The following is a 21,124-nucleotide window of genomic DNA, read 5'->3' as shown; positions in this document are numbered from 1 at the left end:
ATGAAAGTGAAATTAAACATCGATGAAACATGGGAAGCAGCCTTCTCAACTAAATTGGAGCAAGACGGCCCTTGGTCTGCATGGGATTTGTATAAACTTGCCTATGAAATAGAAGACCAAACGCTTATCTCAGAATTTGAAGGGCTACAAAGCCCAAAACATTTAGCCGATTTAACGCCGCTTCCTCATCAGCTCGAAGTAGCCAAACAAGTAGTCGAAACAATGAATGGGAAAGCCATTTTAGCAGATGAAGTAGGACTAGGGAAAACGATTGAAGCAGGGTTAATTTTGAAGGAATATATGATTCGCGGGCTTGTTAAAAAAGTTCTCATTTTAGTTCCAGCTTCGCTTGTTTCACAGTGGGCTATGGAATTGAATCAAAAATTTTATATTCCCGCGGTCCCTCAAAGAAAATCATATGTGTGGGATCAGTGTGACATCGTTGTATCTTCAATTGATACAGCAAAACGTTCCCCTCATCGAGAAATTGTGCTAGAACAAGACTACGACCTCATCATCATTGATGAAGCTCATAAACTTAAAAACAACAAAACAAAAAACTATGAATTTGTTCAAAGCCTGAAAAAGAAATTTTGTCTGTTGCTAACCGCAACACCGATTCAAAATCGAATTGAAGAAATTTTCAACTTAGTCTCTCTTTTAAAGCCTGGCCATCTCGGCAATAAAGACTATTTCGAAGAATTATTTTCTGCTAAAAAACGCTCTTTGCAAAACGATGAGCACTTAAAAGAGCTTGTTAACAAAGTTATGATTCGAAATCGCCGCCATGATACTGGTATCGAATGGACGAAGCGAATTGTTCAAACCATTCCTGTTGAATTTTCACCGAAAGAACGCGAGCTATACGATGCGATTACGTCTTTTAAAGGAAACGGACTGCACCCTTCAAGTGCTTTTTCAATTTTAACCCTGCAGCGAGAGGCCTGCAGCAGCCGTGAAGCGGTGTATATGACATTAAAAAACATGCTGGAACGTCAGGAAGATCAAAACAGCGCATTAACGGAACATATGATTACTCCATTAATGCAACTACTTCAGCAAGTGCCGCAAAATGCAAAAGCAGAAAAAGTTCTGGAGCTCGTTCAAAAAATTGATGACAAAGTTATTATTTTCACTGAGTACAGAGCAACTCAACTGTACTTACAGTGGTATTTAAAACAGCATGGAATTACCTCTGTACCGTTTAGAGGAGGATTTAAGCGAGGTAAAAAAGACTGGATGAAGCAGCTTTTTGAAAGCCACGCGCAAGTATTTATTGCCACTGAAGCGGGCGGAGAAGGAATCAACCTTCAGTTTTGTCATCATATTATTAACTATGATCTACCGTGGAATCCAATGCGTCTAGAACAGCGAATTGGAAGGGTACATCGTTTAGGTCAAAAGCATGATGTTCACATTTACAATTTAGCGATTCAACATACGGTCGAAGAACATATTTTAAAATTGTTATACGAAAAAATAAACCTTTTTGAACGAGTTGTTGGAGAGTTAGATGATATTTTAACAAAGCTTGATTTAAAAAATATCGAAGAGCATATTCAAGATATTTTATTTCATTCACGGAGTGAAGGAGAAATAAAAATCAAAATGGAGAACTTGACGTCTATTATTCAATACGAAGACAGCGAGGAGGATCAGCATGCAGCAAACTGATATTCATCAATTTTTAAAGCGTTACTTTCTAGCTAATAATTGTTCTATTGTCACAGAAACACCATCTTATCTAAAGGTTCAATTAACAATCGAACTTGACAAAGAGTTGATGAATCGTCCATTTTATTGGCATTATGTTGAAAAGACAGGCGGAGAAGCAAATCCTGCTTCACTCACTTTCATTACAGATCCCGCGTTTGAAGACGATTCTGTTCAAGGAGAACGAATTCATTTTGGCTCACCTAGGCTGCATCAAATTTTCGCTTCTACTCAAAAGCTAGGCGGGTTTATTCATCTGTATGAACAAGTTTCATCAGCTCAGCCAACAAATCAGCCTTTACACCCTTGGCTTGCGTTAAATATTAAAGTCTCATACAAATGCGACCGTAAAAAGGATGAGCTCTTGTCGCTTGGCATTAATTTAATTAACGGACAAATCGTTGAATCATTTCATGAATCAATCATTAATCAAAATTTATCATCTAAAATCTCGGACTATTGCTTTACTCTTTCACCTTTTATTAAGCCGAAAAGTGCGATTGCACGACTCACATCATACGTGACTGACTACGTTAAAACTCAACCGACTGAATGGGCAGAAAAAGCGCAGGAAAGATGGTACGAAGACTTAGCGCTTCTTGATCATTTTTACGAAACAGCAGAAGAGCTGCCAGAAATATATATGACCGAAAAAACAGCGCTTCAAGAGCTATACGAGCCGACGATCTTATTTAAGTTTATAAACGGTGGCTTATTTTACATATCGCCAGAAACGATGTCACGTCAATTTAATAAAACACAAGCCGGTTAAAAAAAGATGAGCATATGATATGCTCATCTTTCTTTTTTCTTTCGGTACCACAGCATAAACGACAGCGGAATCATTCCAAACCATCTGTTCGCAAAAGGTGCTCGCTCTTCTTTTTTTTGAATCTTTTTCGTTTTCCTCTCTTCTTTTGGCTGATCCATATATTGTACAAATTGCTGAGTCATATATTTTACATAATCATTCGTTTTCATATAATCATCTCCTCAGCACTATTATATCCGGAGAGAAAGAGACTTAATCCGTCCACTTCACAATGTGCTGGTCCTTTTTTTGAATATATGCGGTTTCTGTCAATGCTCTTCCTTGCAGTGTTTGACACTTTATTTTTAGGATAATCATCTGTTCATCTTCACTTACTACGTCGTATGAAACCGTACCCGTTTCTAACACTAAGGGTGCAGATGGAGATTTATTATGTTCTTTTATTTCTTTTTTTACATGTACAACCGCGTTTTCTAAAAGATGCTGCAGACGATTTTTCTGCTCTACTTCTTGATAAAATGAACTTTTCGTCACAAAATAAGTAGTTTGCTGAGCTACTAACAGAAGAAAAAGCGCACAAAATGCCAACACAACCGGGAGAATAAACCCTTGCTCATTATCTTTCATAAGCAAGCATCAAAAACGTCGTAATGGTTTCTTCTCTAACTTTGTTAACACCGTCTGTTGAACGAATCAGCAGCCTTTCTTTTTGCTGTTCATACATGATATTCTTAATATGCTGCAGCACAACTTCATGACCGCTTTCATCCACTCGTCTTCTTATCTTGTCTTCGTATCGTTCATAAGTGATGATCTGATTATTTTCCATTTTCAACGTAAGCGTAGTCGCATGAATTCTCACTTCTTTTGCTTCTCGATATTCCATAGCAAGTTGATTCACAAAAATTTCCCACTCCATTTCATTCATACTAAAGTCTGGATTATATGTTTGCTTAGCTAGCGGAATGATAATGGGGAAAAATGAAACAATGATCAAAAAAAGAGCAAAACTGACTAACATCTCTACAAGCGTAAAGCCTTTTTCACTTTTCACTTCAACATCACATCACACTTCTTTTTCATTTTATCAGCCGAATCTGTCCATTCTACACAAAGCTTTTGAGCACTTTCTCCGTTCCACTTCAGATAAAACACAACGTTTTCTTTTACGATTTTTTCTCGCCGTTTATATCCTGTTTCATATTTATATTTCAATAGCTCTTCGTGCAAGATAGCATCAGCTTGATACGAAACATATTGCTTCTTTTCTTCTTCCTTCATCTGAACATACAAAGGAATAATTGTACCGGTTAGGAGTAAAAGCATGCTAAATGAAACAAGCATTTCTAACAAGGTATAGCCCTGCTGACCCTTACATCTTGTCCACATAAAAACGCCCTCTACCTATTTGAAAAGTAACTTTGTATTTAAACTTTTGACTGCTGATAAAAATGGTCTTTGCTTGAGAAATATTGCCGTTTTTGTTGTATTGTATCGTGGAATTGCCGCTTCCAAACGTGATATGAATGGTGGAATCATAGGCGCGCTTATAAAGAACGGCACGAGAATCAGAAACAATATATTCTGTTCCCTTCGGTGCGAAGTTAATTTTAATTGGAGATTCTCGGTTCATGGCTGTCTGCTGCACATAAAACGTGTCGCTTTGCAGCTGTCGCAAGAATAATGTGATTTTGTAATATTCCACAAGCGGCCGAATGGTTACGATAATGGAAAACATCATCACTTGCACAATAAATAAAACCATCAGCATCTCAATGAGGGTAAATCCTCTTTGCTTAAGAAGAACCACTAGCCGTAACCTTTCCGGTACCGTCAATTTGAATAGCTTGACCATTTGGACACACGGTGCCTTCTTTTAAGTAGCCTCCTGCTTCAAGCTCTTCTAGACTTGGTTTTTCGCCGTTTTCAAGCTCATATACTTGTACCTCAGCCTCTACGGTTTTGACAAGAGCTGAGCAGCCTTTATTGTTAATAACCGTATTATGCTTTAATACATTTGGAATCATAATGAGCAAAAGCACGGTAATAACGAGCATAACGATTAACATTTCAATAAGGGTAAACCCTTTATTACCTTTTAGAATCATATTCTTTCACCCTTCTACAAGCTCGACATCACTTCTAACATCGGAAGCATAACGGACATATACATAAGCAGAATGACCATTCCGATGAACAAAAATGTAAGCGGCTGTACATATTTTAAAATACGAAAAATAAATTGTTCCATTCTTTCCATCATAAATAGACTGTAATCATACAGCTCTTGAGAAAGCTCACCGTTCTGCTGGCCATGCACAATAACGTGAGCCAAGTCTTTTTCATAATGAGATTTAGCTGAAACGATATGATCTAATCGCATTCCTGAGGAAAGTTGATCTGTAAAAGCAAAAGCTTCCACTTGAAAGAACGGATGATGCTCCTGCTTTTGAAAAAGAGCAAAACATTCATAAATAGATAAACCACCGTTTAATAAATTGCTCATATGAACAGAAAAAAAGTAGGAGTTAAATAGCCGTGTGAACGTTCGGATAACGGGAACTCTCATAAAAAGCTGCATTTGAACTACGGGAGGCAATTTTTTAATGTAAATCACATAAAACAAATAAAGGATGATTGGCATACTGATGACTGCAGGTAACACAAAAGGAAAGAACGACATCGCCTGCATAAATAAGAGGATAAACGAAGACTGCTTGTTTCCAAAGGATAAGTACAGAGCTTCAAACTGCGGAAGTAAAACCGTACTTAAAACAAATAAAATGGAAAGAATAAACAGAAGCAGCAATACGGGATATTGAACAAGCTTTTGAAATTTTTTACGATGCCTTACTTTTTCTTCAATCATTGAGCTACTTTCTTTTAAAGCAAATTGAAGGTTTCCATGCTGTTCCGCAAAATATAAATAGCTTAAAATATCACGGTGAAACTGAAGTTTAACAAAAGCATCGTGCAAAGATTCTCCTCGTTTTAACTGCTCAAGACATTTTTCAATATCCGTTTTTTCTTTGTTAGATACTTGAAACGTCAAAAATGAAAGAGCTTGAGAAAGAGTGTAGCCTTTTTCTAAGAGCTTGGAGACCTGCTTAAGAATTTTTGCTTGCTGAGCGAGAGACCACCTTTTTTGTCTATTTGTCTTTACCCCCATCCGTCTAGCGAATGCGGATATAAATAGCCTAGCGCAATTCCTTTTAGAATAACATCTCGGAGCGTCTTATAATCATAATCCGCATTTTCTCCTTTCACTTCTCTCATCACTGCGCCAAGCTCCTTGCCATAAAGCAATTCGTATATGCTGGACTGACGATGCTTCCTCATTTTTTTACAAGCAGGGTGGCATTTTCCCGAACACAGCGGACAGCGAATTTCTACAAGACGCTGTGCAGCTACTGCTACAAGAGTCTGCTCCATTTCTTGAAAGCTAACGCCAAACTCAAGCAGCCTGTACAAAGATCCTTTTGTATCTTTAGTATGCATCGTTGTCAAAACCAAGTGTCCGGTAAGCGCTGCTCTCACAGCAATTTTGGCGGTCTCACTATCTCTTATTTCTCCCACCATGATAATGTCTGGATCATGGCGCAATATAGCTTTTAAACCAGTCGTATACGTAATCCCTGCGCGTTCATTTACCTGCACTTGAAGCACGGTTTCACTCGGTTTTTCAATAGGATCTTCTAGTGTAATAACATTTCGATTAAAAAGGTGCTTTACTTCGTGTAAAAGAGTATATAGAGTAGTGGTTTTACCTGATCCTGTAGGACCGGTAAAAATAATTAATCCATGAGAGAATTTCAAGAGAGAAATAAGCTTTTTAGTATGTTCAGGAAAAAGAGATAAATGTTTGAGAGAGGTAGATTGTTGATGAGGCAAAAGCCGAATAACAAGACTTTCATCATGAGAAGTAGGAAGAGTTGATAAACGCAAATTTACTTGATAGTGATCAACGGAAGTGGTCAATGCACCATTTTGAGGTTTTCTGCGCTCCCCAATATCCATTCCCCCTAAAAATTTAAAATGCGAAATGAGCCGTTCAGACATTTCCTTTGAAATAACCCTCTTTAAAATAAGCTCCTGGTCAATTCGCAGCTGAATCACAGCATCTTTCTTTCGGGGCACAATATGCACATCAGAACTTCGACACTCACATGCATCTCGTATAACGTAAGTAGCAAACTGTTCAATTTCGGTCAAACGATCATCACTCCTTTATTTGTAATGAAGATGATTCTTAAAACACCTAGAAACAGTAATTTCGACCTTTTTCGAGATTTCCCTCCTTCTTTTTTCATTTTTTATAATTTTTTTCGTATACGCTTCTTTTCTTCGCTTCAGTCCTTGTACACGATGTACAACTTCTGTACACCTCTAAACGATTACATAAAAAAAAGACAACGTGATGTAAAACTCTACGCTGTCGTTTTATTCGTTATTTACTGAATTGAGCTTCTTCATCATGTATACTTACACAACTAGAGACGCAAGACTTGTTTTTTTCTTGACCAAATTTTTAAGTGCAGATTCGTTATAACCTACTACAAGCTTTTTGCCATCCGTTAAAATGGGGCGGCGAAGCAAACGAGGATGTTCAATTAATAGATTAACTACTTGTGATAACGTCATGCTGTCCACATCAACATTTAACTTTTTATATTCCTGACTTCTTTTAGCAAGAAGTTCATCCATCCCTTCTGTTGTCATAGAAAGAAGTTCAAGCATTTCTTTATGAGTAGGTGTTTCTCTAAATAAATGACGCTCTTTAAAATTTACATCTTCCTTCACTAGCCACTTTTTCGTTTTACGACATGATGTACAGCTCGGGTACGTATAAAATTTAATTTCTTCCATATGAAACCCTCCCGTTTTTTAGTTATAGATTGTTTATATACATTGTACACGTTTTGTATAACCTTTGTATAGTATTTTGCATACGTTTTGTATAACTTTTTTTCTTCTGTCGTATTTCAAGGAAAAGATAGCGTTTTCAGGAAAGAAAGGATGTATTATAATGGAAAAGTATCGATATAGTTTCATAAGTGCTTTCTAGTGCTTACACAGCGATGACATTCATCATGACACTAACTAAGTTTGATAAAGGAGGAAATGGACGTGGAACGAATGTACCGTGTAATGGGGTTCTGGACAGCAATTTTCACTGTAATGTTTTACCTCGGTCACATGCATAAGACTTCTTTACTCTTTTTAGCTCAAACAGGCTTTTTTGTAATTCTTAGTTATTTAAAGCTGTCTGAAAGAATGTACATTTACGTTTTTGGAGCATATTTGACCGTCTTTTTTGTGGGGTTCACGTACTGGTCAACTTTTATGATGACACCAGGACAGTAAAGAGAAAAGCGATGGGCTTCCATCGCTTTTTGTATTCTTAAAACCCATTTAGAAAAGGATTTTGATCCATTTCGTGTCCCACAGTTGTTTCAGGTCCGTGACCGCTTAGTACAAGCGTATCTTCTGGAAGGGACAGCAATTTCGATTCGATGCTTTCTAACAGCTGAGCTTGATTACCTCCAGGTAAATCTGTGCGCCCGATGCCGCCTGCAAAAAGCGCGTCACCAGATACTACAAAGTTACCCGGTTTGAAATAATATGAAACGCTGCCAGGAGAATGACCAGGCGTTTCATACACCTCAAATTGGAATGAACCGATTGTTAAATTGCCTTCTGATGAAATAATATCGGTTGCATCTGGAGCTGTAATTTCTCCTAGGTCAAAAAATTTCGACCCGTTTAAGTCACTATTATGGAGCCATTCTTTTTCGTTTTTATGTACATAAAGCGGGATAGAGTAGTGATTCATCACCTCATCTACTCCTCCAATGTGATCGAAATGAGCGTGTGTCAGCAAAATAGCTAATGGTTTATACGTTTGTTTTTCGAGAAATTCAACGAGCTGTTTTCCCTGAGCTCCCGGATCAAAAATTAAACATTCTTTTTTTTCGTTAGCAACGACATAACAATTCGTTTGAATAGGTCCTAGCGGTATACGATGATAGTTCATAATGTGTCCTCCTTGTGTAAATTTATTTCCGTTATATGCATTATCATACACACATCATCTTATAAATGAAAGTAAGGACCTTTCTAAGCCAAAGAAGCAAAAGAAAGATTGGTTTTCATCTCGACAAACGGTTAGAAAAGTTTTACAATTGAAGGGATAAGCTAATGATAGCGCTTTAATTTTAAGTTACCTAAAGGAGGTTTCTTCGAGTGGGTCTTATGATTATTTTTGCACTAACAACATTGCTAGGCGTATTTGCAGCTATTTCATCTTTGAGAAATAAAAACATATTAGGCATTGGTTTTTCGGTACTAACATTCGGTGTATTCGGATGGTTTACCGTGATGACCATCATACATCACGGCTATCCGGCGGTACATCATTAAAAAAGCCATGCAAAGCATATGCTTTGCGTGGCTTTTTAAATAGACAGATAATCCATTGCCGCAACTAAAATAGCTTTAGTCGGATTATATACGCGCGATATTTGAGATAAAGGCAGCGGATTAATCCCTTTTCCCAATTCTAGGGTGAACCCCAGCTTTTTCTTTTCTAAAATAAACCAATCCTTAAATCCCGCGTGACTATCAATCGTTTTGACAGCTTTATAACCGCTTACCCTTTCAAAATAGCTTGCTATTTCCTCTGCTTCCTCAGGCTCTTCATTCATATACCCCCAATAAAATTCTTCTCCTTGGGTATGTAAAGCAATCACACAATCAAAATCATGACGCTCAACGAGTTTTACCATTGCCTGAGCTTCAGGTTCAGAGAGAGATTCATAGCCTGGAAAATCTCGATAATGCGGCGCTTTAGGTTCTTTACGCTTTTTTTCGATTTCCCAATAAGCCGGAAACTGATTGTTTAAGTCCACCCCTCGGATATTTGCTTTCCAGCTTTGAAAATCTGGAAAATCTCTCCCTATTTTAGAAAGAAAAGACGCATAAGGTTCGCCTACACCAGGACCTTTTAAGACCAGATCTACTCCGTCTGGGTTAACAATTGGAACTGCAGAAAGCGTAATTTGATTAAAAAGAGCTCTTGAATCTTGCCCGTTCAACGCCTGATCATAATGAAGAGCAGCTAAATAATCTTCCATAAACTGTAGAAGAACATTTGTCGTAATCCATTCATTAGCATGAAACGACGCATTGATATGAACCTTTCTCTTTCCGTTTCCAATTAAAATATGAGGAATCGGCTTTCCAAGCACGCTGCACCCTATCCATTCAAGAGAACCATAGGGATAATAAGTCAAAAGTGTTTGTATGTCTTTTATGGTTCGCTTGTAATCGTAAGGCTTTTGGATATCTATAATTCGCATAATCTTCACTCCTTTACACTATGTATATGTAAAGATTGAAAAGATGCATGATAAAAAAGCGCTTTGACATTTAGTCAAAGCGCTTTTTTATCTCAGTTAGATTCATGCTTATTATTCAAAATAAGATTTAACTAACCAAGCTCCTCCAATAATTCCCGCATCGTTTCCTAAAGTAGCGATTGCTAGTTCAGCACCTTGCGCTACGCGAGGAAATGCAAAACGTTTGAAATAATCTCTTACCGGTGCAAGTAATACCTCGCCTGCACGAGACACACCGCCACCTAGAACGATTTTCTCAGGGTTTAATGCATTAGCAGAGTTTGCTAGTGCTAGGCCTAAATGAAAGGCAACTTTATCTACAACATGCATAGCTAACTCGTCTTTTGAACGAGCTGCATCAAATACATCTTTAGATGTAACTTGTCCGTTTTGTTCTAACACTGTGCGAAGCTCACTTGGTTTGTCCGTTTCCGTTAACTCTTCCATCGTTAAACGTACAATCCCAGTTGCTGAAGCAATTGTTTCCAAACAGCCGGTTTTGCCGCAGTTACACGGTGCACCGCCTTCAGGAATAGATGTGATGTGGCCAATCTCACCAGCTGCTCCATTTACGCCTTGTACAATTTCACCGTTGGCAATGACACCGCCGCCAACACCTGTGCCAAGCGTAACGCACAGCAAATCTTTTGCTCCGTCTCCAGCACCTTTCCACATTTCCCCAATGGCTGCAATGTTTGCATCATTGTCTACTACAACAGGAAGAGAAGTTTCTACTTCCAAGATATCTTTGATAGGGAATTTTTCCCAACCTAAATTGACAGCTACTTCAATCGAACCGTTTGCAAAGTTGACAGGCCCCGGTGCACCAATACCAATTCCTACCAATCTTGACTTTACTTCTCCAAGATCGTTTAACTTTTTATCAATTGCTTTTGCAATATCTGTTGGAATTTTACGGCCTTGCTCGCTCACATCCGTATTAATTTCCCACTTGTGAATGATTTCTCCATAATGATTAATAAAGGCCATTTTTATTGTTGTACCGCCTAAATCAACTCCAACTAACCATTTGTCATCCATGTTCATTCATCCTTTTTCTCTTTTTGTTGTTTTAACTCTCGACGAAGCAAAAGAATTGCCATTTGGTAATCACGTACATCAATCAAATTAGACTGATATAATTCTTTTACTTCCGCTTCCATCAGCTCTAAATCAGCAGTACGATCGCCTACGTATATAAAAATGCCGAAGGACTTTAATAATTGTTGTACATCATATAACGTATTCATTCTGTCACCTTTATCCTATTTTCTAGGTGATATGATTCATTTATTTTGAGATAACTCAACAGTCATTCAGTCATAAACAGCGGCCGTATTTAACGCCCACTGCTAGGTCTACATATTAATATTCTAGTAAACGTTCTCACAATAGTAAAGTATAAAATATTAAATTCGTCATTCAACAGTTTTAATTTTCTAGCTGTCGCTTCAGCTTTTCATATTTTTTACTTTGTGGTTCAAGCGCAATTGCTTTGTCGATATTTTGTGTGGCCGCTGTAATATCATTCAGTTTTATATTCACCAAAGCTAAATTGTAATACGCCTCATGAAAAGTTGAATCATACTTTACAGCCTGATTCAATTGCTGTTTAGCTTCTTTATAATTTTCAAGATAAAATTCTGCGCTAGCACTGATAAAATATATGTCACTATTGCTTGTCCCTTTTTCAATAAAAAGCTTGATGGCGTCTTTTGCTTCTTCATACTGCTTCTGCTGAAGATACGTAGCCGCTACGCTGAGTGCATATGGCTCATCTTGATAAACAGAACGCTCATGATATCCATAAAAAAGCAGACTTCCTACTAATAAAAGCGTGCAAATGAAAGCCGGAATCTGAATATACAGCTTTTTTTGTTTGGGTAAACTGACGATACTCGCAGCTAAAAATCCGCCAACCAAACCGCCAATATGCCCTGCATTATCGACGTTCGGCGCAACAAATCCAAAAATCAAGTTAATTACAATAATGACAATGAAACTCGACCCCATTGTTCGAAAAAAGAAGCGTGGATTTGTTCTTGCTATAAACAGTAAAGCTCCAAAGCAACCGAAAATAGCCCCTGAGGCTCCTGCGGAAATAGACGTATTCCATATAAAACTTCCTAGAGATCCTGCAAACCCGGCAAATATATAAATAAAGACAAAACGCCCGCTGCCATATATCCTCTCTACAAGCGTTCCTAAATAATACAGGGCTACACTATTCATAAGCAAATGCAGAAGTCCTATATGCAAAATTATAGGTGTAAAAAAACGCCACCATTCGCCTTCCATAATTAAGGGGTTGTATTTAGCTCCGTATTGAATCAGAGTGAGCGTATTTTGTGTACTGCTCTTCCACTCCAGAAATAGAAACATTAAGATTTGCAGCGCTAAAAATATATATGTAAAAATAGGCTTCCCGTATCCAGCTATTTGCTGTTCTTCGCTTTGTTTTTTCTGTACAAAAAGCACAATTTTATGTTTCCACTGCTCTATTCGCTGTGCTTCTTCTTCGGAAGAGAAATTGTCTGCGCTTTCTAATGTAAGACCTAGCCGTTCGAATAAAGGTTCATAAGCGCTTGCTTTCTCTGCCGTTAGTTGTTCAACGTAACTATTCACTTTAGAGGGACTCGGCGCGCTTTCTAAGGACTGCTCTGTATAAAAAGGATCAAAATCAGCAAAGTAAATCGTGTTAAGAGTAAGCGTTGATTTACCTCTCTGCTTTCGCACATTCTCAGCTCTTTGTAATGCGTACAATACATCTTTTTGCTGCTCAACGGCTGATTTAAAATTCCGGCGAACTATGCGGACAATTGACTTATCTTTACGATGCGACGATTGAAACCATAGCTCAGAAGCATCAGCTTTCATCGAAATCAGCTCATATGAAGAATGGCCAAGCAATTGCTGTGCCACCTGCAAATAATAAAAATCTTGCCTAGACAAATAGTCACCTCCTCACACTCTCTATATGTAAAGATGGCAGAAAGCCAGGAAAAAAGCAACGATTTTCCCTTTTTCTTTTTCTACGAAAAAACACCTTACATGTCTGTAAGGTGTTTTTTATGTATCTTTCGCTCTTAGCGGAAGACCTGCTTCATTAAACGATCCCGAACAAACGGCAAATTAAAAAATGAACGAACAGCTAGACTGCGAATAAATGAATTTCCAAACAGCGAATTTAAAACACGGTATCTCATTTGGTAGCCCAGCGTTCCAACAACTAAAAGCGTAAGTACTAATACAATATGTCTCATTTTCAAGCCTCCTTACGTTTACTTTGCTCCTATGACGAACATTTTATGCTCTTATATAGGTAAAAGCAGGATAAGGATTCCGCCTGTAAAAGCAGCAAGCAAAATAGCGGCAAGATTCACAACATCATTGTTAAAGAACGTTATTCCTTTTTCTTTTACGGTTGGCTTGCCGCAATGATCTTTCCGTTCCGTTTCAATACCGCAGCTTTGACAGCGAAAGCGAACTTGCACACTTGCTCCAAGAAGAGTGTCTATAGCGTTTCCAATAAAACCAAAGCACCCAACTAGCAATATACTACTCAGCGATATGGATGGAAAAGCAAAATAACAAGCGGCAGCAATAAGAAAAGCTCCGGCTGCTCCGGCTGCTGTACCTAAAAGTGAAACGGCTCCTGAAGTACCCGCTTCTACTCTCTTTAACGTCCAAATGTAAAACGGCGGCTTCTTACTAAGAGACCCTATTTCAGATGCCCATGTGTCAGCATTAGCAGCTGAGATACTAATCATAAACATCCACATGTAAACAGGCAAAGCTGTTGCAGCATATAACAAACCGCAAGCAGCAGCTACACCTCCATTAGCAAGGACTTGAATGTAATCTCGCCTGTCGTGCTTCTCTAGCTTTTCTTCTAATGCGCGTTTTTTTTCTTTTTTATACTTACTACACAACGTAGAAGTGCTAAAAAATAAGAGTAAGAGTAAAAAACCTTGAAGCGAAAAACCGATATAAACGCTCGCTCCTACGATGAAAGACATGCAGGCTCCCGATACTGTCAGTGCTTTTGCTATGTAGCCCGCTCCTGCCATGAGTAATATCACGATTATCATGACAGCATCAAACGGATTCACAGCAAATAAGCTCCTTCTCTGTCAAAATATATTCAACGGGAATATCATGAGATTCATATGGAACCTCTGAAACGACTTGACAATCAAACGCAAGGCTTAGCTTCTGTCCGGTATAATCTGTTAAATAACGATCGTAATAGCCGCCTCCATAGCCGATACGATATCCATTCTTGCTATATACCACGCCAGGCACAAGGAGTAAATCAATTGAAGATTTTGAAATGGGAACCGTTTCTTCAACAATTGGTTCGGCTAACCCGTAGTACACTGTTTCAAGCTGTGAAAAATTCGTAATCTCGTAGAAAATCATTTGAGATGTTGTGGGGTTGCATTTTGGAACAGCTACTTTCTTTCCATCTTTCCAAGCCCGTTCAATGATGGCTTTCGTATTAACTTCTTTATTTCTTGAAACCGTAGCTGCAATGACTCTAGCCTCTTTCCATAAACAAGTTTCATACAGTGCATTTGCTATGCTCGTTGAATGTGCCTCGTGCTGCTCTTCAGAAATTAAATTAAGAACGCGCTTCATCTCTTTGCGCAGATGAGATTTCATTTTAATTCCCCCCTATAAAAAAAAACAGCAGGATTGTACTCCTACTGCTTACTTTGTTTCACGATGAAGTGTAACTTTTTTAAGTCTTGGGCTGTATTTTTTTAACTCAAGACGATCTGGGTTATTACGCTTGTTTTTAGTTGTAATGTAATTACGGTCACCAGTTTCAGTGCAAGCTAATGTAACGTTTACGCGCATCTATTTTCCCTCCAAACATTATAAACATAAATCAGACTTTAATATAATATCATTTTTCGAAAGGAAATGCCAGTCTGTTTTTTTGAAGAAAGTCATTTAATTTCATTTCTTCACTTTTTCTTTCCTCTTAGAGCCCTGAGTTCCTTCTCTGCTGCGCCTTATATATGAAGTTTCTTGAAATAAGCGGAACTCTTTTTACGAGAGGCGCACTTCCTTTCTTTTAAATAAAATCCATTATTTACACTCTTTGATACTCTTGTATTTTTTCTACAAAATATGCCGACAGCTTCTTGGCAGTCTGAGTGTTTAACGCCTCGGAATAAATATTTAATACAGGCAAGTGACCATCGGGCAAAATAAGCGTCCATTCATGAGGATCATGATAAATTTTCAAGCCATCAATGACATACACTTGTTTACCGATTGCTTCTTCTAATAGTTTCTTCATCACTTGTTCTTGAATTTCTAGCGGACACGAAATATACCGCCAGTTCATATAAGCGTGCGGGACATATTGAATCATTTCAGAAATTTTCCGCTGTTGCACCATAATTAATTCGATCAGCTGACATAAAGCGTACATGGCATCCAACTGAAATTGAACGGGTCCCAAAAGACTAAGCAAATCACGTTTTTTTGCTTTTGTCCTCATAAATGATTGATTGAGAGATTGAGCAAATGTTTCTAGTGTGGATGAATAGTGTATAGGAATAGGAACGAATGCTACTTTTTTTGTCATGTATACGCTATAAATATAAAGCGACATAATTTCTGAGTCATTTACGCTGCAGCCTTTTTCATCATATAGAGCAAATGTTTCTCCATCTTCTTTAATCTGAATACAAAAAGACAGCTTATTTCGTTTAATTATTCGTTTGGTTTCTTCTGTTTTCTCCCACTTGTTTAAAAATAACACATGGATACGAAGACGCTTACATAATAATTCGACAACTTCCTGTATAAACGGTGAACAAATCACACCAATCCGCGTACTGTCTTCTAATAAAACATGCTGATTAATTGATTTTACTAAAGCATCACAATATTCTTCCCTGATATTTCCTATGCTTGTTTCTTTAAGTGAAACAGAAGTCGTTATGTTTGCTTTTTTAGCTTGAAGATACATCCGCTCAATCTTTTTTTCAATAAGCTGATTAACTAATTGTCCTTTATTATCATATATTTCTAAAAACAGACCGCTGTTTTTGCTATCCACACCAATATAAATACCAATGCTCGCTTGTGAAGTCATCATGTAATATCGAAATACCGGAAGAGCTTCTTTTTTAATATCATACACAGCTGAATGATTACTCCGTAAAAAAGAAAAGCATTCTTTGCGAAGTTGAGTGGCTTCTCCTTCATCATCGCTTGCTAGACAGAACGATCCTTGATGTTTGCATACAAGTAATAACGCATTGTATAGTCTTTCTCGATCAACAGATGAATGTACATACAGGCGACCGTTTTTGAAGATAGAAACATCTGGTTTTACAGAAAGGTGAGGTAGCACTTGATTTTCAGCTACTGTATCTTGGACATACGTAGTCATTGCTTGAACATTTACATACGGACCTATCGTAGCGTTGTATAAAAACGATTCTGCCCCCACCGTTACGTTTTGAAGCAAAATCGTTTTATCGATTGCAGCATGTGCTTCTATGATACTATTGGTTCCGATAATCGTGTAAGGACCAATTGAAGCACCTTTTCTAATCACCACATTTTCTCCTACGTAAACCGGATCGTAAACAGTCACCCCTTCTTCTATAAGCGCGTCATCTGAGACAATACTTTCCTGTCTATCGCCAAACCACTTGCTCCACAAATCATAGTGTGCTTGACGATAATGGTGGATTTGCCCAATATCAATCCAATAGTCCTCTGTTACAAAACTGCACACAGTATGATTATATTCCAAAAGAAGCGGGATAATGTCAAAGCTAAAATCTGTAGGACCATAAGAATTCACGTAATCAAGAACGGATTTTTTGATCACATACACTCCCGTATTAATCAATCGGCTATTGGCCTGTTCGTAGGTGGGTTTCTCTACAAATCCCGTGACTCGATTCCCTTCATCTATCGTCACCACTCCATAACCCCGCACGTCGTTTACTTCTTTTGTAACAATGGTCATTTCGCTTTTTTGTTCATAATGAAAATGAATAACGTCTTGAAGATTAATTTCTGTTAAGGCATCTCCACTAATAATAATACAGTCTTCCTCAATAAAGGCCTCTGCTCGCTTAATTCCGCCCGCTGTTCCAAGAGGCTCTTTTTCGATAAAATAAGTAAGCGTCACTCCCCACTGAGAGCCATCCCCAAAGTATTCAATAATTTGTTCATGCCTATACTGCAGCGTAATCCCAATCTCTGTAATTCCATGTTTCTTAAGCAGTTCAATGCTATATTCCATCACAGGTTTATCGTAAAGCGGCAGCATAGGCTTTGGAATCGTGTAGGTCAAGGGCTGCAGTCTTGTTCCTTTACCGCCAGCAAGTATAATGGCTTTCAATTTTTTGCCTCCCTCCTTTTTTTATCCTGGCAAATGTGATGTTGAAACAGCTTACTTGTATCGATAGCGATTTTCTCCCAGCTAAACATCGTTGTTGCTTTTCTATACCCATTTTCGCTGATTTTCGCAGCTATTTTTTCATTTTTTAACAAAAATTCAATACAGTTGATTAATTCGAGCGTATCTCCTCTGGCAAACGTCAGGCCCGTGTCGAAATGTGAAACAATATCGCTTAGACCTCCTGTATCGGCAACGATGGTTGGCTTCTTGGCTACCATCCCCTCTAAAGCCACAATTCCAAAAGGTTCATATAGACTTGGAAAAACAACCATTTTGCAAGCTTGAAGAAGTTGATTTCGTTCGTTATCGGTAATGTATCCAATAAAATACACGTATTTGTCTAGTTGCTTTTCACTTACCTGTGTTCGAAATTCATGAAGTAAAGGCCCTTTTCCCGCCACAACAAATTGAACATCTATTTGTTTTTTCTTAAATAGTTCCGCTGCTTCAATAAATAGCTGAAATCCTTTTTCATATACAATTCGTCCAATTGAAAAAATAATAGGGGCCTTTCTAAAATTATATTTCTTTTGTAAACTTTCTTTTAACCGTTCATTTACTGCGTCGACTACCAGCTGCTTGTCAATTCCATTTGGAAATATAGCAATTTTATCCTGTTCTACGTGAAATAAAGTGATTAATTCTTTCTTCATATAGTCGCTGCAGACAATGATTGAGCTTGATTGTCGAATCAGCTCCTCTTCTTGCAAGTGAATTTTCTGCTGCATGTCATTATGAATACCATTATTGCGCCCATGTTCTGTCGCATGAATGGTCGTAATTAGCGGCCTATCCGTTTTATCTGCTAAACATTTTGCTGCGGATGCAACAAGCCAGTCATGAGCATGAATAACGTCAAAAGACAGCTTGTAGCCTAACTCCAGTCCTCTAAGAGCCATAGCCACGTTCAAACTGTTTACCCATGTCAAAAAATCCGGATGATGAGGCTGCAGGCTTTTAACTCTGTAAACGTGAACACCGTATAAACGTTCATATTCCGGCAGCCCCTCTACATACGTCGTTAATACACTAACGTGATGACCCGCTCTAGCTAACGCTCTGGATAAATCAAATACATGTCGTGCAAGTCCTCCGATAACTAGAGGAGGGAATTCCCATGCAAGCATTAAAATGGAGAGACCGCCTTTATATTGATTTACTGATAAAGCCGACGGCTCTATCTCTTTTACAGGGTATAAAAAAGAACTTCCTGAAAGAAAACTGTTTTCACTATCCATCCTTGGATTCTCTTCGTGACAGAGAAAATCAAACAGCTTTATTTGCCTTTCGTATTCACCTCTGACTTTTTCAAAAGTATAAAGCCAATCGCTGCTACTTAAAAGGAGCCACTGTCGGTAGATGGCATTCACCACGCTAGGATGTTTAAAATCGATCACACCTAGCATCGCCTCTGACTTCTGTACGGTTGAAATAAACAATTGATTGTTCTCATTGACAAATTCGGCGCTTTTTGTTGCACCGTAGAGTGCAAGAGTTTCGTTTTGATGAAACTGTATATCCCTCGCGTAATCTAAAGGATATTGAAATGTACCGCTTGCTGCTTGCATTCGCTGAAAGCCAAGCGTGTCCTTCGCTTTCAAATCCAAAACAGCGCTCGCTTTATTCATTGTTCCTTCCTCAACTTGTTTTCCTTGCTTAGGATATGGAAACAAGATAATACCAGCAGGGGACTTTTTTAGTTCATCTGTTGATGACTTCACAAAGGTGTAGCGCATTTCATGAGATTTCAGGAGCATATCTACTTGATGAGTATACTCTCCTTGCTGTATAAAAAAACCGACGGGCTTTTTTTCAAAAAACTGTTGAAAAACACGTATTGCTTCTGTAATTTGGAGATTTAATGTTTGTTCTGTTTTAAGGATGGAAACGAACGCGTTCGTTACGGTAGTAGGAATACATTCCAGCATGTCATGCTGAAAGAAATATTTGCAGGCTGAGAACAAGCTCCCGTCCCACTTTTTTAAAAAAGTGAGTGCTCTCTGATGCTGCCGGCTTGAAAACTGGTGTAAATACTGAGCGTAACGAGTATTAAACTCCTCGTCGTTTAATACGTTCAAAAATACACAAGACATCACAGCTGTTGCACCTATCAATTTTTCAGACTCAATTTGATCTAAAAAAGGGATGAATTCGTTCGTTACTTGTTCAAACAGCGGATACTCACTCTTTGCTTGAAGTACATGTAGCAACGGATAATGCATATAAGTTAAAAGAATACAGTCATCACTATTCATATTGCTTCTTCACCTGCTCCAAGTCATTTGAATATAAGGAATATGTGCTAAATTCATTTTGAACACCCTGGTGAACTTTTACAGGTTCGTACATCCAGCTCAACGACGTTACATTCACTTGTTCATGCTGTTCTTTCATCAAATAAACCGGATTCGAACGAAGAAGGGAAAAAAAACTTCCTTCTTTATCTTGAATACCAATATCTATTACATACGTGCGCTCACTTTCCAAGCTATTCATAAATATGAAGGCTTGCTTAGGAGTAAGACCCTTCATATAATAGCGGTTTGATTCATGGCCGTTAAAATGAAGGCCTGTTATATCATACGTACACATAGCTAGATTCAATTCTTCCCATCGTGTCGAAAACATACTTTCTACCATTTCTCGAATATGCTCTGAAAACGACCAGTGAACATAAATACGAGATGAGTCAAGCTGAGTAGCTATACACACATTTAAGTTTTGAATAAGATTAGGAGCCACTGTTTTATCACTTCGTTTCTTAGATTGTTTTTTCTACATATAAATGCCGTATAAACTTATTAACATCTTACCATTCAGAAAAAGTTGCCACAATAAACGCAATTTGTCGATTTGTGTTAAAAAATCCAGGCCAGCAAATTGGATGCATGGGCCCGTATGAATCGTTTGTTACACCGCTGTTGATTTCCGTGCAAAATGTCGCTTTCCGAGGGCGGCGATGAGCCTCCTCGTCGCTTCCGCTTTTCCTGCAGGAGTCTTTGCCCTTCCCTCTCATTAACTGCTAGAAGCAGCTACATTAAACCTACGTTTCTCGATACAATGAAAAAAATCCGAACGATTCATCGTTCGGATCTTCCTTCAACTAAAACACTTTTGTCCCAGCCTCTTTTTCCACTATTCATTTAAATCGTAGCGTTTGCCTTTTACAAGGTAAAATACGCTTTCTGCTACGTTAGTGGTATGATCAGCCATACGCTCTAAATAACGGGCTACAAATAAAAGCTGTGTAATTTGGTTCATAGCCTCCTGCTTTTCTTTAGCAAGACTTAAAAGTTCTTTAATTGTTATTCCGTAAAGCTCATCCACTTGATCGTCCATTTCCGCTACTTTTTTAGCCAACACAAGATCTTCTTCGTGATAAGCTTTTAACGAAAGGCTCAGCATTTCAATCGAAATATCGTGCATTTTCTTTACATGTTCTAACGGCTTAATTAATTCTTCGTTTCCAATTCGTATAGCTGATTTTGCTACATTAACGGCAAAGTCTGCCATACGCTCAACATCCGAAGCAATTTTAATTGCCACAATAATACGTCTTAAATCAATAGCCACGGGCTGCTGCTTTGCAATCAGTAGGATAGCTAGGTCATTAATTTCTTCTTCTAAGTCATCCACGTATGAATCACCGTCGATAATTTCTAGCGCCAGCTCAACGTTACTTGTTTGCAACGCTTCAATTGATTTTGATAACGCCTCATGCGTTAAGCGCCCTATTTCTAATAATTTTTCACGTAATATCTTTAAATCACCATGAAACTTTTCGCGTACAACCACTCATCC

27 protein-coding genes are annotated in these 21,124 nt (G+C 38.2%); 4 read left to right on the top strand and 23 right to left on the bottom strand.

The genetic code is table 11. The features are described from left to right. Together AC1VNJ_RS02085 and AC1VNJ_RS02080 are read left to right on the top strand one after the other, a co-directional pair. A complete protein-coding gene (locus AC1VNJ_RS02085; RefSeq protein ID WP_033579702.1) occupies positions 1-1,674 on the top strand; it encodes a DEAD/DEAH box helicase in 1,674 nt (557 codons plus the stop codon). Then, positions 1,661-2,485 (top strand): YqhG family protein, encoded by an 825-nt coding sequence (locus AC1VNJ_RS02080; RefSeq protein ID WP_033579701.1) that lies wholly within the window; start codon positions 1,661-1,663, stop codon positions 2,483-2,485. The genes AC1VNJ_RS02085 and AC1VNJ_RS02080 overlap by 14 nt, the downstream gene beginning before the upstream one ends. 23 nt (positions 2,486-2,508) lie before the next feature. Here the strand turns inward: AC1VNJ_RS02080 and AC1VNJ_RS02075 are convergent, their stop codons facing one another. The 9 genes from AC1VNJ_RS02075 to AC1VNJ_RS02035 form a co-directional block, all read right to left on the bottom strand. Next, positions 2,509-2,694 (bottom strand): YqzE family protein, encoded by a 186-nt coding sequence (locus AC1VNJ_RS02075; protein WP_013059170.1) that lies wholly within the window; start codon positions 2,692-2,694, stop codon positions 2,509-2,511. A gap of 43 nt (positions 2,695-2,737) precedes the next feature. Further along, the gene (comGG, locus tag AC1VNJ_RS02070) at positions 2,738-3,112 is read right to left on the bottom strand and encodes a competence type IV pilus minor pilin ComGG (RefSeq protein ID WP_482640278.1); all 375 of its coding nucleotides are present in this window, start codon (positions 3,110-3,112) and stop codon (positions 2,738-2,740) included. After that, on the bottom strand, positions 3,102-3,539 hold the full coding sequence (gene comGF, locus AC1VNJ_RS02065) for a competence type IV pilus minor pilin ComGF (RefSeq protein WP_328152864.1): 438 nt from the start codon (positions 3,537-3,539) through the stop codon (positions 3,102-3,104). Before comGF ends, comGG begins: the two co-directional genes overlap by 11 nt. Next, positions 3,536-3,874: a type II secretion system protein gene (locus AC1VNJ_RS02060; protein ID WP_033579698.1), complete on the bottom strand. Its 339-nt coding sequence runs from the start codon at positions 3,872-3,874 to the stop codon at positions 3,536-3,538. The genes comGF and AC1VNJ_RS02060 overlap by 4 nt, the downstream gene beginning before the upstream one ends. Next, on the bottom strand, positions 3,858-4,295 hold the full coding sequence (gene comGD, locus AC1VNJ_RS02055) for a competence type IV pilus minor pilin ComGD (RefSeq protein ID WP_033579697.1): 438 nt from the start codon (positions 4,293-4,295) through the stop codon (positions 3,858-3,860). The genes AC1VNJ_RS02060 and comGD overlap by 17 nt, the downstream gene beginning before the upstream one ends. Beyond that, positions 4,282-4,593 (bottom strand): competence type IV pilus major pilin ComGC, encoded by a 312-nt coding sequence (gene comGC / locus AC1VNJ_RS02050; protein ID WP_016765560.1) that lies wholly within the window; start codon positions 4,591-4,593, stop codon positions 4,282-4,284. Before comGC ends, comGD begins: the two co-directional genes overlap by 14 nt. A 14-nt stretch (positions 4,594-4,607) precedes the next feature. Next, positions 4,608-5,654: a competence type IV pilus assembly protein ComGB gene (gene comGB, locus AC1VNJ_RS02045; RefSeq protein WP_033579696.1), complete on the bottom strand. Its 1,047-nt coding sequence runs from the start codon at positions 5,652-5,654 to the stop codon at positions 4,608-4,610. Continuing rightward, positions 5,645-6,697 carry a competence type IV pilus ATPase ComGA gene (comGA, locus tag AC1VNJ_RS02040; RefSeq protein ID WP_311264976.1) on the bottom strand — a complete coding sequence of 351 codons (1,053 nt, stop codon included), beginning with the start codon at positions 6,695-6,697 and terminating at the stop codon, positions 5,645-5,647. Before comGA ends, comGB begins: the two co-directional genes overlap by 10 nt. 270 nt (positions 6,698-6,967) lie before the next feature. Beyond that, positions 6,968-7,351 carry a Spx/MgsR family RNA polymerase-binding regulatory protein gene (locus tag AC1VNJ_RS02035; protein WP_028411612.1) on the bottom strand — a complete coding sequence of 128 codons (384 nt, stop codon included), beginning with the start codon at positions 7,349-7,351 and terminating at the stop codon, positions 6,968-6,970. Between the two features lie 261 nt (positions 7,352-7,612). Between AC1VNJ_RS02035 and AC1VNJ_RS02030 the strand changes: the two genes are divergently transcribed. Continuing rightward, complete coding sequence (locus AC1VNJ_RS02030; protein ID WP_013059179.1) at positions 7,613-7,849, top strand: DUF2626 domain-containing protein; 237 nt, start codon at positions 7,613-7,615, stop codon at positions 7,847-7,849. 37 nt (positions 7,850-7,886) lie between these two features. Here the strand turns inward: AC1VNJ_RS02030 and AC1VNJ_RS02025 are convergent, their stop codons facing one another. Continuing rightward, on the bottom strand, positions 7,887-8,519 hold the full coding sequence (locus AC1VNJ_RS02025) for an MBL fold metallo-hydrolase (protein ID WP_028411613.1): 633 nt from the start codon (positions 8,517-8,519) through the stop codon (positions 7,887-7,889). A 209-nt stretch (positions 8,520-8,728) separates the two neighbouring features. On the opposite strand from AC1VNJ_RS02025, the gene AC1VNJ_RS02020 reads away from it, so the two are divergent. After that, positions 8,729-8,905 carry a DUF2759 domain-containing protein gene (locus tag AC1VNJ_RS02020; RefSeq protein ID WP_028411614.1) on the top strand — a complete coding sequence of 59 codons (177 nt, stop codon included), beginning with the start codon at positions 8,729-8,731 and terminating at the stop codon, positions 8,903-8,905. Between the two features lie 35 nt (positions 8,906-8,940). Here the strand turns inward: AC1VNJ_RS02020 and AC1VNJ_RS02015 are convergent, their stop codons facing one another. The 13 genes from AC1VNJ_RS02015 to phoU all read right to left on the bottom strand — a co-directional run bounded on the left by AC1VNJ_RS02015 (position 8,941) and on the right by phoU (position 21,118). Next, on the bottom strand, positions 8,941-9,843 hold the full coding sequence (locus tag AC1VNJ_RS02015) for a M14 family metallopeptidase (protein WP_028411615.1): 903 nt from the start codon (positions 9,841-9,843) through the stop codon (positions 8,941-8,943). Positions 9,844-9,954: 111 nt separating this feature from the next. Continuing rightward, positions 9,955-10,923: an ROK family glucokinase gene (locus AC1VNJ_RS02010; protein WP_013059183.1), complete on the bottom strand. Its 969-nt coding sequence runs from the start codon at positions 10,921-10,923 to the stop codon at positions 9,955-9,957. Positions 10,924-10,925: 2 nt separating this feature from the next. Continuing rightward, complete coding sequence (locus AC1VNJ_RS02005) at positions 10,926-11,132, bottom strand: YqgQ family protein (protein ID WP_028411617.1); 207 nt, start codon at positions 11,130-11,132, stop codon at positions 10,926-10,928. A 181-nt stretch (positions 11,133-11,313) separates the two neighbouring features. Continuing rightward, positions 11,314-12,834, bottom strand: a complete 1,521-nt coding sequence (locus AC1VNJ_RS02000) for a rhomboid family intramembrane serine protease (protein ID WP_482640277.1) — start codon at positions 12,832-12,834, stop codon at positions 11,314-11,316. 134 nt (positions 12,835-12,968) lie between these two features. Next, positions 12,969-13,145: a hypothetical protein gene (locus tag AC1VNJ_RS01995; RefSeq protein ID WP_013059186.1), complete on the bottom strand. Its 177-nt coding sequence runs from the start codon at positions 13,143-13,145 to the stop codon at positions 12,969-12,971. A gap of 51 nt (positions 13,146-13,196) precedes the next feature. Further along, on the bottom strand, positions 13,197-13,994 hold the full coding sequence (locus tag AC1VNJ_RS01990) for a DUF92 domain-containing protein (protein WP_482640276.1): 798 nt from the start codon (positions 13,992-13,994) through the stop codon (positions 13,197-13,199). Continuing rightward, positions 13,981-14,547 (bottom strand): 5-formyltetrahydrofolate cyclo-ligase, encoded by a 567-nt coding sequence (locus AC1VNJ_RS01985; protein WP_482640275.1) that lies wholly within the window; start codon positions 14,545-14,547, stop codon positions 13,981-13,983. Before AC1VNJ_RS01985 ends, AC1VNJ_RS01990 begins: the two co-directional genes overlap by 14 nt. Before the next feature lie 48 nt (positions 14,548-14,595). After that, positions 14,596-14,745: a 50S ribosomal protein L33 gene (gene rpmG, locus AC1VNJ_RS01980; protein ID WP_013059189.1), complete on the bottom strand. Its 150-nt coding sequence runs from the start codon at positions 14,743-14,745 to the stop codon at positions 14,596-14,598. Between the two features lie 238 nt (positions 14,746-14,983). After that, positions 14,984-17,263 carry a sugar phosphate nucleotidyltransferase gene (locus tag AC1VNJ_RS01975; RefSeq protein ID WP_482640274.1) on the bottom strand — a complete coding sequence of 760 codons (2,280 nt, stop codon included), beginning with the start codon at positions 17,261-17,263 and terminating at the stop codon, positions 14,984-14,986. Then, positions 17,260-19,578, bottom strand: a complete 2,319-nt coding sequence (locus AC1VNJ_RS01970) for a glycosyltransferase (RefSeq protein WP_482640273.1) — start codon at positions 19,576-19,578, stop codon at positions 17,260-17,262. The genes AC1VNJ_RS01975 and AC1VNJ_RS01970 overlap by 4 nt, the downstream gene beginning before the upstream one ends. Then, positions 19,571-20,065 (bottom strand): DUF4912 domain-containing protein, encoded by a 495-nt coding sequence (locus AC1VNJ_RS01965; RefSeq protein WP_482640272.1) that lies wholly within the window; start codon positions 20,063-20,065, stop codon positions 19,571-19,573. Before AC1VNJ_RS01965 ends, AC1VNJ_RS01970 begins: the two co-directional genes overlap by 8 nt. Before the next feature lie 67 nt (positions 20,066-20,132). Next, complete coding sequence (locus tag AC1VNJ_RS01960; RefSeq protein ID WP_176544770.1) at positions 20,133-20,339, bottom strand: hypothetical protein; 207 nt, start codon at positions 20,337-20,339, stop codon at positions 20,133-20,135. A 119-nt stretch (positions 20,340-20,458) separates the two neighbouring features. Next, a complete protein-coding gene (gene phoU, locus AC1VNJ_RS01955; protein WP_013059193.1) occupies positions 20,459-21,118 on the bottom strand; it encodes a phosphate signaling complex protein PhoU in 660 nt (219 codons plus the stop codon). Positions 21,119-21,124: the final 6 nt, after the last annotated feature.

The organism is Priestia sp. 3CA3 (genome assembly GCF_056836725.1).
This window is presented reverse-complemented; position numbering and strand designations above follow the sequence as displayed.

Excerpts from the sequence above, each read along its gene's own strand:
- comGB (WP_033579696.1), bottom strand. The coding sequence starts at position 5,654 with ATGGGGGTAAAGACAAATAGACAAAAAAGGTGGTCTCTCGCTCAGCAA.
- rpmG (WP_013059189.1), bottom strand. The coding sequence starts at position 14,745 with ATGCGCGTAAACGTTACATTAGCTTGCACTGAAACTGGTGACCGTAAT.
- AC1VNJ_RS01960 (WP_176544770.1), bottom strand. The coding sequence starts at position 20,339 with ATGAGAGGGAAGGGCAAAGACTCCTGCAGGAAAAGCGGAAGCGACGAG.
- AC1VNJ_RS02075 (WP_013059170.1), bottom strand. The coding sequence starts at position 2,694 with ATGAAAACGAATGATTATGTAAAATATATGACTCAGCAATTTGTACAA.
- AC1VNJ_RS02080 (WP_033579701.1), top strand. The coding sequence starts at position 1,661 with ATGCAGCAAACTGATATTCATCAATTTTTAAAGCGTTACTTTCTAGCT.
- AC1VNJ_RS01985 (WP_482640275.1), bottom strand. The coding sequence starts at position 14,547 with ATGAAATCTCATCTGCGCAAAGAGATGAAGCGCGTTCTTAATTTAATT.
- AC1VNJ_RS02015 (WP_028411615.1), bottom strand. The coding sequence starts at position 9,843 with ATGCGAATTATAGATATCCAAAAGCCTTACGATTACAAGCGAACCATA.
- AC1VNJ_RS01995 (WP_013059186.1), bottom strand. The coding sequence starts at position 13,145 with ATGAGACATATTGTATTAGTACTTACGCTTTTAGTTGTTGGAACGCTG.
- AC1VNJ_RS02035 (WP_028411612.1), bottom strand. The coding sequence starts at position 7,351 with ATGGAAGAAATTAAATTTTATACGTACCCGAGCTGTACATCATGTCGT.
- AC1VNJ_RS01970 (WP_482640273.1), bottom strand. The coding sequence starts at position 19,578 with ATGAATAGTGATGACTGTATTCTTTTAACTTATATGCATTATCCGTTG.
- AC1VNJ_RS02085 (WP_033579702.1), top strand. The coding sequence starts at position 1 with ATGAAAGTGAAATTAAACATCGATGAAACATGGGAAGCAGCCTTCTCA.
- AC1VNJ_RS02010 (WP_013059183.1), bottom strand. The coding sequence starts at position 10,923 with ATGGATGACAAATGGTTAGTTGGAGTTGATTTAGGCGGTACAACAATA.
- comGG (WP_482640278.1), bottom strand. The coding sequence starts at position 3,112 with ATGAAAGATAATGAGCAAGGGTTTATTCTCCCGGTTGTGTTGGCATTT.
- AC1VNJ_RS02060 (WP_033579698.1), bottom strand. The coding sequence starts at position 3,874 with ATGTGGACAAGATGTAAGGGTCAGCAGGGCTATACCTTGTTAGAAATG.
- AC1VNJ_RS02005 (WP_028411617.1), bottom strand. The coding sequence starts at position 11,132 with ATGAATACGTTATATGATGTACAACAATTATTAAAGTCCTTCGGCATT.
- AC1VNJ_RS02025 (WP_028411613.1), bottom strand. The coding sequence starts at position 8,519 with ATGAACTATCATCGTATACCGCTAGGACCTATTCAAACGAATTGTTAT.
- comGC (WP_016765560.1), bottom strand. The coding sequence starts at position 4,593 with ATGATTCTAAAAGGTAATAAAGGGTTTACCCTTATTGAAATGTTAATC.